This window comes from Methanosarcina sp. (assembly GCF_049706645.1).
Classification (GTDB): Archaea; Halobacteriota; Methanosarcinia; order Methanosarcinales; family Methanosarcinaceae; genus Methanosarcina.
Map to the genome: position 1 here is coordinate 22,102 of NZ_JBNAKP010000028.1, position 13,613 is coordinate 35,714.

The window sequence follows — 13,613 nt, forward strand, 5'->3', positions numbered from 1 at the left end:
AAACAGGTTCAACAGTTTAAGTTAGTTCGATAACTTAAATTGATCCATAGTTCAAATAATTCATAATTCAAATAATTCGATAGCTAGCTTAATTCGCCTTAAATTTATCAATTTCAATCGAAAAGATGTAATTTCAAACTCAATAACGGATTCAACCTCAAATTCACCAGAAATATCAAAATTTTGTACTTTCTTTACGGGGAACTTTTAAAATGACTGAACAATCTGCACACGAAAAATACGAATTTAAAAAGAAGCTTGAAAGCCTGAGGGATAAGAAGGGAAGAAGTACCGAGCTAATCTCTCTTTATATTCCTGCTGACAAGCAGATTTTTGACGTTACAAACCAGTTGAAAGATGAACATGGTCAGGCTGCAAACATCAAGTCCAAGCTTACCAGGACGAATGTACAGGGAGCCATTGAGTCCCTCCTTTCAAGGCTCAGATACCTTGACAAGGTTCCTGAAAACGGAATCGTTTATTTCACAGGAGCCGTGGATATCGGGGCCAACAAGACGAGCATGGAGAGCGAAGTAATTGTCCCTCCGGAACCCATTACTGTTTATAAATATCATTGCGACTCCTCTTTCTATCTTGAACCTCTTGAGGATATGCTCAAGGACAAAGGTACCTTCGGGCTTCTTGTCCTTGACCGCAGGGAAGCTACAGTAGGGCTTCTGGTTGGAAAGCGAATCCAGGCTTTCCGCAACCTGACCTCAACAGTTCCGGGCAAGCAGAGAAAAGGTGGTCAGAGTGCTCATCGTTTCCAGCAACTCAGGCTCATTGCTATCCATGATTTCTACAAGAGAATAGGAGATGCTGCAAGTGAGATTTTCCTTGCTGTTGATCCTAAAGATCTCAAAGGTATCCTGATAGGAGGGCCTTCCCCTACGAAAGAGGAGTTCTACGCCGGAGAGTTTTTACACCACGAGCTTATGAAGAAAATCCTTGGGCTCTTTGATGCGGCCTATACGGACGAATCCGGGCTTTCAGAACTGGTAAATAATGCCGGAGATAAGCTTCAAGATCTTGAGCTCATGGGGCAGAAGAACGCTGTCAGGGCTTTCTTCAAAGAACTGATTGCCGACTCAGGCAAAGTCGCCTATGGCGAAACCCAGGTACGGGCAAACCTTGAAATCAATGCTGTGGATGTGCTCCTGCTTTCCGAAGACCTGCGGGCTGAAAGAGTAACCACGAAATGCAGCGTTTGTGGGTATGAAAATAGATGGACACGGCGTTGGAAGCCAGGCGAACATGCTCCTACAGTCGGGAACTGTCCGAATTGTGGAGCTTCCCTTGAGGTTACGGATATTACCGATGTTGTGGACGAACTCTCAGCACTTGCCGACAAGAGCAATGCAAAAGTCACTTTCGTATCCACGGACTTTGATGAAGGTTCGCAGCTCATGAATGCTTTCGGTGGCATTGCTGCAATTCTCAGGTACAGTACCGGGGTCTGATCTCCTCCAGACTCCTACCAATACTTTTTATCCAATACTTTTTTAATTAGACCGTCCTTAGATCACTGATCAAATTAGTAGATTAAAACTGTAGATTAAAACTGTAAATCAGAATCGGTAAATCGAAATTATCACATTGTTTTCATAGTTTTTACAGGTGATTTATCTTGTTCCTGGAATTTAAAGCTCAGGCTATATCAATCTTAAAAGACGCTATCCGAAAGGTCGGACTTGAAATCGAAGGTTCCGAACTTTATTTCGAAACCTCTTCTCATGCTGACCTTGCAAGCAGGGCCGCTTTCAGGCTGGCAAGCCTGTACAGGCAAAACCCGAAGGAGCTTGCAACCCGTATCGTTTCTGCAATCGAAATTCCGGGCGGTTCATACATAGGAGAAGTGAGTGCTTCAGGCCCTTATATTAACTTCCATGCAGGCAGGCACTACCTGGACAGAACAGTTACCACAGTTCTGGAAGAGAAGGAAAAATTTGGCTGCGGAGCCCCAAAAGATAAAATCTTACTTGAGCACACCTCAGCAAACCCAAACGGTCCCCTGCATGTAGGACATATCCGAAATTCCATTATCGGAGATACGCTTGCCCGCATTCTCAGGCGAGCAGGATACGATGTCGAGGTACAGTATTATGTCAATGATATGGGCCGTCAGATCGCAGTAGTTTCCTGGGCATGTGAACGCTTCGAGCTTGACCTTTCAAGAAAGCCTGATGCTGCCATTGCTGATGTGTATATCAAAGCCAATGTCGAACTGGACAAAAACCCGGACTACGTAAAGGAAATCGACGCCCTTATGGAAAAGGTGGAAACCGGGGATGTCAGGACAATCGATAGTTTTGATAAAGCCGTTTCCCTGGCGATTTCCGGAATCAAGGAGACCCTGCTTCGCTTGAACGTTGCCCACGACAGGTTTGTCAGTGAATCCAGTTTCCTCAAATCCGGTGCAGTACACGACATTGTCGAGCGGATAAAGGCGACAGGAAGGACAAAAATGGACAAAGGGGCCCTCGTAGTAGACCTTTCGGATTACGGGTTTGAAAAAACTCTTGTTATCCAGCGCTCAAATGGCACCTCTCTTTACACTACCCGAGACCTTGCCTACCATGAATGGAAAGCCGAGCAAGCGGATCGCATAATCGATGTTTTCGGAGCTGACCACAAGTTGATTTCAGGCCAGCTCAGGGCTACCCTGAACGCAATCGGAATCAAAGAGCCTGAGGTCGTTATCTTCGAGTTTGTTTCCCTTCCCGAAGGCTCAATGAGCACCCGCCGCGGGCAGTTCATAAGTGCAGATGAGCTCTTTGACAGGGTTACGGAAGCTGCCTTTGAACAGGTCGAAACCCGTCGTCCTGAAACCTCTTACGAGTTCAAGAAACAGGTTGCGGAAATGGTAGGAATGGGTGCAGTAAGATACGATATAGTACGGGTTTCCCCTGAGAAATCCACGGTTTTCAACTGGAGAGAGGCTCTTGACTTTGAGAAGCAGGGCGCCCCCTATATCCAGTACTCCCACGCCCGCGCCTGCAGTATTCTCGAGAAAGCAAAAGAAGAAGCAGCCTGGGACCCCTCCGCAGAAATCGAGCCTGCTCTGCTGGTCGAGGACACTGAAATCGATCTTATCAAGAAGATGGCAATGTTTGACAGCATAATTGACCTTGGAGCCCGCGAACTGAAACCACATGTGCTTGCGATCTATGCCCGCGAGCTCGCCGATGCCTTTAACCAGTTCTACCGCTTCGTCCCTGTAATTGCTGCCGAGGACGAAAAAGTCAGGGCTGCAAGACTTGCCCTTGTGGATTGTGCAAGGATCGTGCTTGCAAACTCGCTTGATACGCTTGGAATTGCAGCTCCCGAATCCATGTAAAGGATAAATCCGTATAGAAAGAGAAGAAGTTGAAGATAAAAGATAGAAGATAATCGATAATCTTCCCCGTTATCTTTTTCTTTTCCTGCCTTTTCTCTCTTCTTTTCTTATTCTTTCTTAATTTATTCTCTATTTACCGTTTAGATATTATCCAGGCGCTGCCCGGGCGCTCTCTTAAGATACTGGCTGGTGAAAATCACCTGCCCATTTCCGTACAGAAAGCTTTGAGAAAAATATAAAATCTTTTGCAGCAAAAATGATAGTTTACAAAATGATAGTTTACAAAATTATAGTTTACAAGTACTGCTGCAGGATATTATGACCACGATAAATGAAGCTTTTAGGACGTTTTTGAATGAGCAGGAAGCCAGCTTGAAACCTGATGCCTTTCTGGACCTTGAAGACGTGATCCTTCTCTACGAGGAATTCCTGGAATTCAGTGCCGAAGATTCTTTTTCTGAGGAGGATAGAGAACTTTACAATGCCCGGCAAGAACACGAAAATAAGAGTTACTGCGATATTTTCGGCCCTGAGCACCTCACCCCATCCGGAATTAAGGACTTTCTCGATGATTACGTAGTTGAGGTCGGAGGGGGCAAGAAGTTCACGGGTACAGCTGTTAAAGTCCTTGAAAAATTCTTTGAATGGGCCCAGGAAAAAGGTTACATTGATGAGAAAGCCTTTGAAGTAAATAGCGAGATTCTCCGGAGATACAAAAAAAGGTATTGAGTGTCTTAAAATTGGCATCGAAAGGATGTTTATAAATAAAATCTGCTTTCCACCTTCACTTTGGCATTTTTTATTCAAATTAATTCCAATAATTATAATACTTGATACTGTCTTACATAACAGGTATGCAGGACATTATTTTTATTGATGGAGGCAGCCTTCCCACGCCTGAAGGTATTACGAGGGAATGGGTAAAGACTGCGGCTGAAAACCGGAACGAAGATGAGAAACTTTTTTCTGTGGTAAGGGAGGCTTTCCGGAAGAAAATCGGTGTGGGAGTACATGTGCCCACTTATCCTCAATTTAGAGATATGATCGGGCAATTTCTGGACATCATTAAAGATGAAAAGAACTGTTATGAGCCTTACATACTCAAAGAGGAAAATGCAAAAATCCTTGAGCTGGAGATAATTGACGAGGTTGCAAAACAGTACAGGGAAGAAACAGGAAAAACACTTGAAGTCAGGGTTTGTATTGCAGGCCCGACAGATCTATACCTTCAGGCATTCGGTGCAACGGGTTATGTCGATGCTTATCATGTCCTTGCTCTGGACATTGAGGACTTCATAAAGCAGGCTTTTGTAGCTGCCAAAAATTTCAAAATAAAAGTCATAGCCCTTGATGAGCCAAGCCTCGGGATAAATGACAAAATCCAGTTTTCCGATGCTGATATTGTCTCTGCTCTCACAGTCGCTTCTGCCTATGCAAGGAAACAGGGGGCAGATGTGGAAATTCACCTGCATTCCCCGTTAAAATACAAGCTCATTTGCGAGACACCTATCAATGTTATAGGTTTTGAATATGCTGCAACTCCTTCCCACCTGAGCCTCCTGGATAAAAAAGTGCTCGAAGACTCAAATACCTTCGTCAGGGTCGGAGTTTCGAGAACTGACATTTCCAGTCTTATAGGCGTTGTCAACGAAACATACGGGGTCAATGCCTGGAAAGACAGGGAGTACATGCAGAAAATCGTAACCGACCTGGAGACCCCTGAGGTCGTAAAAAAGAGGCTTGAAACAGCTTACTCCGCGCTTGGAGACCGGATAAAGTATGCAAGCCCGGATTGCGGGCTGGCTTTCTGGCCGGATCAGGAACTTGCTTTCCAATTGCTTGGGAATACCGCAAAAGGCATTAATGAATTCAATGCAGAAAAGAAGAGACAGGAAGAGTAATTTTTTCCTATGAGCTGGATAGCCGGATGAAATTAAGTTTTTCAAACATTTTTTTATATTTTTCTATTTTTTTATATTTTTCCTGTCTTCCAATAACGCTAAATCCTCAAAGGTATACTAAGAGGATATGGAAGAAATCATCTTTGACGATATTGGAAGTTATCCCCTTCCTGACGGAATAAGTAAGGAGTGGGTCCAAAATGCCTTTAAAACGAGAGCAGAAGATGAGAAACTCTTTACGGTAATCAATGATGCCTTTCAGCAGAAGATAGATGCGGGTGTGGATGTTCCTACTTATCCCCAGTATCAGGATATGAATGAACAGTTTTTAAAGGTTATCCGGGATTCTAACTGCTGTGACAACCCTTTTGAGGTAAAACTTGAGTGTGCCAGGATTGAGGAGCTTGAGGCTATAGAGAAGGTTGCAAAAGCCTATAAGGAACAATTCGGGGAAACTCTCAAGGTCCGAATCTGTGTAACCGGTCCGACCGAACTTTATTTGAAAGAGTTTGGGGGTACGCGGTATACGGACATCTATTCTCTTTTTGCAAAAAGCGTAAATAATTTTGTTAGAAACTCCATGAGATCTGCAAAAAACTTCAAGATTGCAACGGTTTCTATTGATGAGCCCAGTATAGGGCTGAATCCTGAGATTACTTTTGATGAAAACGATATTATCTCTGCCCTTACCGACGCTTCAAAAGCGGCCAGTAAGTGGGGAGCCGATGTAGAGATTCACCTTCACTCTCCTCTTTACTATAATCTTGCCTGTGAGGCTCCTACTATAAACGTTATAGGAGTAGAATCCGCAGGCACGCCTTCCTATCTGGAATTGATAGACAGGAAAATACTGGAAGACACGGATTCTTTCCTGAGGGTCGGGATTGCAAGAACTGATATTTTCACACTGGCAGGAATCCTTAATGAAAGATATTGCACCAACGTCTGGAAAGACCAGCAATATCTTCCGGAAATTGTTAGCGGACTTGAAACCCCGGCTACTATAACCAAGAGACTCAGGGTTTATTACAGGCGCTTTGGCAACCTGATAAAGTACGTAGGTCCTGACTGCGGGCTGGGCTCCTGGCCTAACCAAAGGATAGCATTCATCCTGCTTTCCAATGTGGCTCAGGGTATAAGGGATTTCAGGGAATCTCTCTGACCCTGAACTTTTTAATTAGCTTTTATATGAAATTATATCGAAAATTCATAACCTGAAAGTTCCATAGCCTGATTTCTCAGGCTTCATTTTTCGTTCCAGTGGAAGCTATACAACAGTGTCAAATCTCTTAAAAAATAGCCGACAGATGTCAAAGCACAGTGGAAACAAAGGGGTAATTTTTATTATTTATTTTTATAATTGTTCTGTCTTGAGTTTTTATTCGTTTTTTACTTATTTTTCCTAATCATTTATCGAGTCTTCCATGCCTTCTATCTATATCATCCATCATATCCAGCATCTTTCGAATGGCAGTTCGGATAGCATCCGACTGACTGACAAATTTTTTGTTATCTCCCACATGCCTGTTAAGGTCATCCAGAAGCTCCTGGGGGATTTCAACGCTTACTTTTGGCATTAGACCTGCACCCGTTAAGATATTTTATATTTGACAATTCTAGCAATTAGCCGTTTCCAAATATATTACTGCTCTTTTAGCAAGATAAGGTTAAGGAATAAACCTGTAGAATAAACTGCTGGGTTAAGAGTTCGATCTATCGAAAAAAACGGACTTTGCAGAACTTCTCTACATTCTATTTTTATCTGTGAATTTTGCAAAGCTATGTTGGGAAATATAAATTTAAAAATTCAGGGCAAAACTCAAGATGAATTAGGATAAAGTTCAGGACAAAATCCGGAAAGAATCCGAAACGAATCAAGAAATCCAGAAAATTCAGGATAAATCAAGGCACAATTTTCCTGATCAAAGGTATTTTCTGCATTATTATCACAATAATTAGAGAAACAACGAACAGTAAAGCTGTAACCAGTGGGATGGATATTATCGGGCTCAGAAAAGAAGGAGATAATGAGATATTGATAAAAAAAGCTGAACGATACCGTATTCAAGCCTTAAAACCCGTAATTTATTGCATAAAACCAAAATTCTCGAATAAATCCAGTTACCAGATAAACCACATTCTTGAATAAATCGATTTCAAATAAATCGAATTATCGAATAAATGCAATTAGCAAACGAATTAGCAAACAAATAAAAAACTCCACAAGAACAGATAAAGTTCAGTAAAAATAGATAACGGTAGCGGGCCCGAAGGGATTTGAACCCCCGGCCTATGGATTAAGAGTCCATCGCTCTGCCTGACTAAGCTACGGGCCCACGCATTGTTATTCTCATTGAATGAGCGACTCTCACAATGTAACTTTAAATATTTATAGGTTTCGGCACAGGCGTTTGTCCTTCGAATCTTTCCGAAATTGAATTAGAACTTTATGGAATTTGCTCAGGTTTTCTCAGGAAAGGTGCTTCTCAGAAAATTTTACCTTTAAAGATAAATATATTTTATTCGGATCAATTTTATTTTTTAGATGAGTTGACCTTATTTGAGTATCTTTGAAATTAGAAATCAGAAGACTGAAAACCAGGAATTGGATATTTTCCTAACTTCATTATTTTTCTTTTTTTAGAGATCTTAAAGCAAAACGTTATATACAAGCGAATATGAGTATGACCAATTAATTGACTTATCCGAAGCTCTGTTGGGGATCAATTAATCAAATAGATTAAGTAGAATGTGTACTTCCTGAATTTGGGTTCTCAAGTTTGGCTTGTCAAGTACTGTTTTTACTCTTTTCTGTCGATAGAGCTTTCCTAAGCTGATTAATAGAAGTTAAAGGAATGAATGTAATGTTTAGAGACGAACGTACTTCTGTGCCCATTGAAGAGGGCGAAACTTACGATGTAACAATTCAGGATATTGCTCGCCAGGGAGACGGCATTGCCCGTATCGAAGGTTTTGTAGTTTTTGTCCCGAATACGAGTGTTGGCGATGAAGTCCAGATTAAGATCGAAAGAGTACTTCCCAAATTTGCATTTGCAAGCATTGTCGAGTAAATGCAGGGAAATAAAATAATCACGTTAAATTAAGTAAATTAAAGGAATGGTTTTCATGTTCAGAGAAGAAAGTCGCTCAGTCCCTGTCGAAGAGGGCGAAGTTTACGATGTAACAATTCAGGACATTGCTCGTCAGGGAGACGGCATCGCTCGTATTGAAGGTTTTGTTATCTTTGTCCCGGGCACCAAAGTTGGCGATGAAGTCCGGATTAAAGTCGAAAGAGTACTTCCCAAGTTCGCATTTGCAAGCGTTGTCGAGTAAATGCAGGGAAATAAACCATATTAACTTTAATTAAGTTATTGGGAATGGTTTTCATGTTCAGAGACGAAAGCAGCTCTGTTCCTGTTGAAGAAGGCGAAGTCTACGATGTAACAATCCAGGATCTCGCCCGCCAGGGAGACGGCATTGCCCGTATCGAAGGTTTTGTAGTCTTTGTCCCGGGCACCAAAGTTGGCGATGAAGTCCGGATTAAAATCGAAAGGGTTCTTCCCAAATACGGTTTTGCCAGCGTCGTTGAATAAACAGGATATTTCAAATGAAAAAAGCAAGACTGAAGAATCATATCTATATGAATCATATCTATATAATTCTTCAGCTTCTTTTCCATCCAAATACATTAATTAATCTCCGGATCTTTCTTGCCGGAATTACTTTTCTTTAATCTGTTCTTTATTTTGATCAAATCATATTCTTTTCAGCTTATTTTGGTCGGATTAAGTTTCTTATTTACTTTTCAGAACATTGTTTATGCTTCAATTGTTTATTCGTGGCATCTGATAGTGAACATTCGATGCTATTATATAATAGATATTCAATCATATTTTGGGAACCCAATTGAAAAAATTTTTGCAAATGCTTTACAGAATAAATATTTACCTTACATCTATAGCCGGGGAAAGTAGCCCGGAGTGATTTCTAATGATTCGTTTTATCAAGTACCACCCCAGGTCCAATACTTACGTGATTGAAAAACGAGCTTTTCTTGAGGAGGACCTTACTCTGGACGGCAATGTAATTGTCGGGCAGGAAGTGAAATTCTGGAAGAACCTTACGGTAACTGGCAGGCTTGAACTCGGAAAAGGTTCGATTGTTCAGGGCAATGTAAAAGCCAGAAGTGCTCTTGTCTGTTCGGAAGCAAAAATTCTGGGCAATATCGAAACGGCTTCTGAGCTTGTCCTCCTTGATAGAGCTAAAATAAATGCCGCAGCCTGCCAGGGAGATATCCGCGTCAGGCCCGGGTGCACTCTCAACTCCGTAAAAGCAGAAGGCACGCTCGAACTCATTGGAAAAGTTATTGTCAGGAAAGTAGAGCCGTTAACGAAAGTGATTATCCGGGCTGAAGAATAACCGGGAGTTTCCAACAGGTTCTTAACTTTTTCTCTTCTTTCCCTCTTTTCATTCTCTTTACATTTTCGTACTGCGGTTTACTATTCTCTCCGTCAAAGCCGTAAAAGTTTACCTGTGGAACCTCTCTTCTTCCAGAAGTCTCAGGACTCGATCCCTTAGACGATTAACCTCAGGACTTGTTCTGGATCGCGGGCGAGGCAGATCCACTTCTACGATCTCTTTTATCCTTCCCGGCCTTGCGGTCATTACCACTATCCTGTCCGAGAGAACAACCGCCTCATCCACGCTATGGGTCACGAAAATGAAGGTCACGTGTTTTTGTTCCCATATCTTCAGGAGTTCATCCTGGAGAATATTTCGAGTCTGGGCGTCCAGGGCTCCAAAAGGCTCGTCCATAAGTAGGACTTCGGGCTCATTGGCAAGAGCTCTTGCAATGGCGGCCCGCTGCTGCATGCCCCCGGAGAGCTCATACGGATAGCTATTTTTGAATTGTTCCAGGCCGACAAGATCTATATATTTCTCCACATGCCTCCGGGCCTCAGCTTCATTCATTCCCTGCATTTCAAGCCCAAAAGTAACGTTATCGATGACGGTTCTCCAGGGAAATAGAGAATATTGCTGAAAGACCATGCCCCTTTTGGGGTCAGGGCCAGTTATAGGGACTCCATTGAGTGTAATTTCTCCTGAAGTCTGGGTTTCGAGTCCAGCAGTGATACGTAGCAGAGTGGTTTTCCCACAGCCAGAAGGTCCCAGAAGGCAGATAAACTCTCCATCCTCAACATCGAAGCTCACAGCGTGTAGAGCTTCCGTACCACCATTTTCTTCTCTTTTAGTAAAGACACGTGAAACATTTTTTACACTTACTCTGCCCATGTCATACCACAGTTCCTGATGTCCATCTAAGTAGCTTTGCGTCTACATAATACCTGAAGAAGCGGTCAATTAAAAGGCCCACGAACCCGAGCAGGAGCATATAAACTAGCACGAAATCCATCTTATGCAGGTAGTAATTGTGCCAGATCTGATACCCAAGCCCACTGGCACTAACTCCGAACATTTCCGCGGCTACAAGGCACATCCAGCCTACTCCCATGGCAATCCTGATTCCTGCAACAATTGAGGGCATAGCTGAGGGGATTGCAATATAACGTATAAGATCCAGATTTCGGGTACAGCCAAGAACCTTTGCTGCTTCGACATAAACTTTCGGTATATTTTTAAAACCTGTATAGGTATTGATAATAATAGGAAAGACCATTCCCACAAACACTACGAAACCTGCAGCCTGGCGAGTAAGTCCAAACCATACGATTGCAAAGGGAATCCAGGCAAGGGGAGGAATCGGGCGCAGGATTTCGATTATAGGGTCGATTGCCCGATTTGCTTTCCTGAACCATCCCATAGCTATTCCGAGTGGAATTCCTATAAAAAACGCAGCAATAATACCGATTGAGAAATGAACCAGACTTGTCAATGTATCCGTGAAAATTAGCCCGCTTTCGATGATTGCAAGGAAAGAGGCAGTTACATCATAAAAACTAGGCAGAAGAAATTTATTCTGTACAATTCTATCCGCTACAAACTGCCATATCGCGATTGCGACTATGAGAGACAATGCTTCAATACCATTTTCTTCTATTGTTTTTATGAAATTACTTTTCATGTCTAATTAAAAGAATTCTTACTTTTTTACCTTTCCGGCAGACTTCATTTTTCAGAAAAAAGAAAAGTTGAGGTTGCCTCTTATAAGACAGAGACAACCGATCTTTATTTTAACTTCATTCTTTATTATTCCTGGGTTTGTCCCTCACTGGTAACATTCTCATAGAAGCTTGTATCAAAGATTTCTTCCTGTGTCAGAGATTTCGGAATGTACCCAAGTTCATACTGAACATTTGAGTAATTGACAGCTGAGTTTTCAATCAGTGCGGGATCTGTGATCCAGGCCCCATCCCATTCGTTAAGAGATTTCTTTACGGTCTCAATATCTTCGTTAATCTTATTTGAATATATCTGGGCAGCTTCGTCCACATTTGCCTGGTTATACTCAGTTGCCTTAATATGGGTCTTCACAATCTGCTCTACAATATCCGGATGTTCCCTGATAAGTTCTCCGCTTACGACAAGTACACAGCAGGAATGGTTTGCTTCCATCTCTCCAGATTGCACTATGGTACGCCCGTTACCTTCTCTTTCTACAACTGTTGGGGAGGGGTGGGGCAGGAAGACAGCATCAACCTGTTTGGCTGAAATAGCAGTGACAGCATCTCCTGGGGTCATCCCAAGGATCGTTACATCTTTATCAGGGTCAAGCCCGTTTTCCTTAAGCCAATTCCTGATCAGGGTGTCCTGAATCGTCCCTGGAGGGAAAGTAGCGATTTTTAGACCTCTTAAGTCTTCAGGGTTTTCATATTCGTGCTCGGGCCGAAGAACAAGACTTGAACCGTTTATCTGTACAGGCGTAACAATCTTTGCGTCAAGTCCCTGGCTGAGAGCTGTAATTACAGGGGCTGCGCCGACATAGGCGACATCCAGGTCTCCAGCCAGCATAGCCTGCATTTCAGGTGCTCCTGTCGGGAACTGGTATTCATTGATCTTTGTAATTCCATATGGTGCAAGGTCTGCTTGCCACCACCCTTTTCCAGCTGCAGTCATATATGCGATCTGATGGGTACTTGGCTGATAGCCAATATTCAGTTCGGTAATTGCAGCGGCTTCTTCAGCTCCGTTTTCGTTTTCGGATGCGTTTTCACCATCGGATGCGCAGCCGGATACGAAGATCGATGCGAGCAGCAATAAAGTAAGTGTGAGTATGCCTAGTTTTTTCAAAGCTTCACCTCGATAATCCTTACAAACTGATAATAATCCATATAAATGATAAACTTCATTCTCTAAATAACATTTTTTGAAATCAGGCCTTCTTAAGGAAAACTTAACAGGCTCTCCATCTTTCTTTTGTCAGCCTTCCATAAACTCTTTTGCGAAGAGTTTATATTTCTCCAGATAAGAATTCCAGTAAAAATAAAAAGTAAATTCCCGGATGGGATATTAATATTTTTTTACACTTCCTATATATAACTTCTCAAAGCCGTCTTGATTATGACCCAAATGTATTAATATATCTGGGCATATTTCTCATTAAGGACTAAATCTTCTGTGAAACGTAAATTATTTACCAACATTAAAAACTCTTTACGTGATTTAAAAGGTTGAATTTTATGAATGTTGCAGACAAGGTTATCAAATCCGCATTCGAATCCGATGAGGTTTTTCAAAAAACGCTTTCCACTGTGATTAAAGAGGATCTTAACCTCACTGCTGTGGATTTCGCCAAAAAAGCAAATATCCCGCCAAGTACCCTTTACAAGATCCTGTCAGGGAACCGGGACCCCAACATTAAAACCCTTCGCCAGATCGTGAAAACCATCCGCGATATTAAAGAATCAGACAGTGGAGATTTTATCGCTGTAATTGCAGCTCGCTCGGTACTTGACAATATTGTAGAAACAAAGAAAAAGATAGCTGGCAGGCTGGTCACAATCAGGGAATACTCGGCAACCTCAATGGAAGAAGCCATAATTGCAGCCGTTAATGCCGAAAGGGATGGAGCAAAAGCCCTGGTCTGCGCTCCCATAGTGAGCCCGACCGTGGAAAAGATCCTGAATATTCCTGTGACAACAATTATCCCGAAGAGCAGCCTCATAGACGCTATTGAACTTGCGCTCAAGAAGATGGAGTAATCGTTAGAAAAAGCCAGGATAATGTTTGGATAAATAAAAACTGAAAAATACTTCACAGCCTGGAATAAAAATACTTAAATTTCTACAGACAAAAGCTTCAGAAACTGCTAAATTAAACCAAACCCGAATCAGGTCTGAGTCAAATCTGACTAAGTCTGGGTCAAATTTGAATCAAGTCTGAGTCAAATCTGAATCAAACCTGAATAAGGTCTGATC

At 42.2% G+C, this 13,613-nt stretch carries 14 protein-coding genes and 1 tRNA gene; 10 read left to right on the top strand and 5 right to left on the bottom strand.

What is annotated here, in order from left to right:
- The first annotated feature begins 212 nt into the window (after nucleotides 1-212).
- The 5 genes from prf1 (at nucleotide 213) to ACPK8D_RS11035 (ending at nucleotide 6,400) form a co-directional block, all read left to right on the top strand.
- Entirely contained in the window at nucleotides 213-1,460 is a 1,248-nt protein-coding gene (gene prf1 / locus ACPK8D_RS11015) for a peptide chain release factor aRF-1 (RefSeq protein ID WP_424717900.1), read from the top strand.
- 167 nt (nucleotides 1,461-1,627) lie between these two features.
- Nucleotides 1,628-3,337 carry an arginine--tRNA ligase gene (gene argS / locus ACPK8D_RS11020; RefSeq protein ID WP_424717901.1) on the top strand — a complete coding sequence of 570 codons (1,710 nt, stop codon included), beginning with the start codon at nucleotides 1,628-1,630 and terminating at the stop codon, nucleotides 3,335-3,337.
- A 318-nt stretch (nucleotides 3,338-3,655) separates the two neighbouring features.
- Complete coding sequence (locus tag ACPK8D_RS11025; protein ID WP_424717902.1) at nucleotides 3,656-4,066, top strand: hypothetical protein; 411 nt, start codon at nucleotides 3,656-3,658, stop codon at nucleotides 4,064-4,066.
- Nucleotides 4,067-4,191: 125 nt separating this feature from the next.
- Nucleotides 4,192-5,238 carry a methionine synthase gene (locus ACPK8D_RS11030; RefSeq protein WP_424717903.1) on the top strand — a complete coding sequence of 349 codons (1,047 nt, stop codon included), beginning with the start codon at nucleotides 4,192-4,194 and terminating at the stop codon, nucleotides 5,236-5,238.
- A gap of 127 nt (nucleotides 5,239-5,365) precedes the next feature.
- Entirely contained in the window at nucleotides 5,366-6,400 is a 1,035-nt protein-coding gene (locus ACPK8D_RS11035; protein ID WP_424717904.1) for a methionine synthase, read from the top strand.
- A 244-nt stretch (nucleotides 6,401-6,644) separates the two neighbouring features.
- Here the strand turns inward: ACPK8D_RS11035 and ACPK8D_RS11040 are convergent, their stop codons facing one another.
- Both ACPK8D_RS11040 and ACPK8D_RS11045 read right to left on the bottom strand, forming a co-directional pair.
- The gene (locus ACPK8D_RS11040; protein WP_128506349.1) at nucleotides 6,645-6,815 is read right to left on the bottom strand and encodes a ribbon-helix-helix domain-containing protein; all 171 of its coding nucleotides are present in this window, start codon (nucleotides 6,813-6,815) and stop codon (nucleotides 6,645-6,647) included.
- 685 nt (nucleotides 6,816-7,500) lie between these two features.
- A tRNA-Lys gene (locus ACPK8D_RS11045) sits at nucleotides 7,501-7,574 on the bottom strand.
- Nucleotides 7,575-8,102: 528 nt separating this feature from the next.
- Between ACPK8D_RS11045 and ACPK8D_RS11050 the strand changes: the two genes are divergently transcribed.
- The 4 genes from ACPK8D_RS11050 to ACPK8D_RS11065 all read left to right on the top strand — a co-directional run bounded on the left by ACPK8D_RS11050 (nucleotide 8,103) and on the right by ACPK8D_RS11065 (nucleotide 9,657).
- A complete protein-coding gene (locus ACPK8D_RS11050) occupies nucleotides 8,103-8,309 on the top strand; it encodes a TRAM domain-containing protein (RefSeq protein ID WP_424717970.1) in 207 nt (68 codons plus the stop codon).
- 55 nt (nucleotides 8,310-8,364) lie between these two features.
- The gene (locus tag ACPK8D_RS11055) at nucleotides 8,365-8,571 is read left to right on the top strand and encodes a TRAM domain-containing protein (protein WP_011033303.1); all 207 of its coding nucleotides are present in this window, start codon (nucleotides 8,365-8,367) and stop codon (nucleotides 8,569-8,571) included.
- Nucleotides 8,572-8,624: 53 nt separating this feature from the next.
- On the top strand, nucleotides 8,625-8,831 hold the full coding sequence (locus ACPK8D_RS11060) for a TRAM domain-containing protein (protein ID WP_424717905.1): 207 nt from the start codon (nucleotides 8,625-8,627) through the stop codon (nucleotides 8,829-8,831).
- 397 nt (nucleotides 8,832-9,228) lie between these two features.
- Nucleotides 9,229-9,657: a polymer-forming cytoskeletal protein gene (locus ACPK8D_RS11065; protein ID WP_424717906.1), complete on the top strand. Its 429-nt coding sequence runs from the start codon at nucleotides 9,229-9,231 to the stop codon at nucleotides 9,655-9,657.
- A 108-nt stretch (nucleotides 9,658-9,765) separates the two neighbouring features.
- Here ACPK8D_RS11065 and ACPK8D_RS11070 read toward each other — a convergent pair whose 3' ends face one another.
- The 3 genes from ACPK8D_RS11070 to ACPK8D_RS11080 all read right to left on the bottom strand — a co-directional run bounded on the left by ACPK8D_RS11070 (nucleotide 9,766) and on the right by ACPK8D_RS11080 (nucleotide 12,486).
- Nucleotides 9,766-10,530: an ABC transporter ATP-binding protein gene (locus ACPK8D_RS11070; protein WP_424717907.1), complete on the bottom strand. Its 765-nt coding sequence runs from the start codon at nucleotides 10,528-10,530 to the stop codon at nucleotides 9,766-9,768.
- Nucleotide 10,531: 1 nt separating this feature from the next.
- Complete coding sequence (locus ACPK8D_RS11075; RefSeq protein ID WP_424717908.1) at nucleotides 10,532-11,320, bottom strand: ABC transporter permease; 789 nt, start codon at nucleotides 11,318-11,320, stop codon at nucleotides 10,532-10,534.
- Between the two features lie 125 nt (nucleotides 11,321-11,445).
- Nucleotides 11,446-12,486: an ABC transporter substrate-binding protein gene (locus ACPK8D_RS11080; RefSeq protein ID WP_424717909.1), complete on the bottom strand. Its 1,041-nt coding sequence runs from the start codon at nucleotides 12,484-12,486 to the stop codon at nucleotides 11,446-11,448.
- Nucleotides 12,487-12,875: 389 nt separating this feature from the next.
- Between ACPK8D_RS11080 and ACPK8D_RS11085 the strand changes: the two genes are divergently transcribed.
- The gene (locus tag ACPK8D_RS11085) at nucleotides 12,876-13,397 is read left to right on the top strand and encodes a helix-turn-helix domain-containing protein (RefSeq protein ID WP_128503196.1); all 522 of its coding nucleotides are present in this window, start codon (nucleotides 12,876-12,878) and stop codon (nucleotides 13,395-13,397) included.
- The last annotated feature ends 216 nt before the right edge of the window (nucleotides 13,398-13,613 follow it).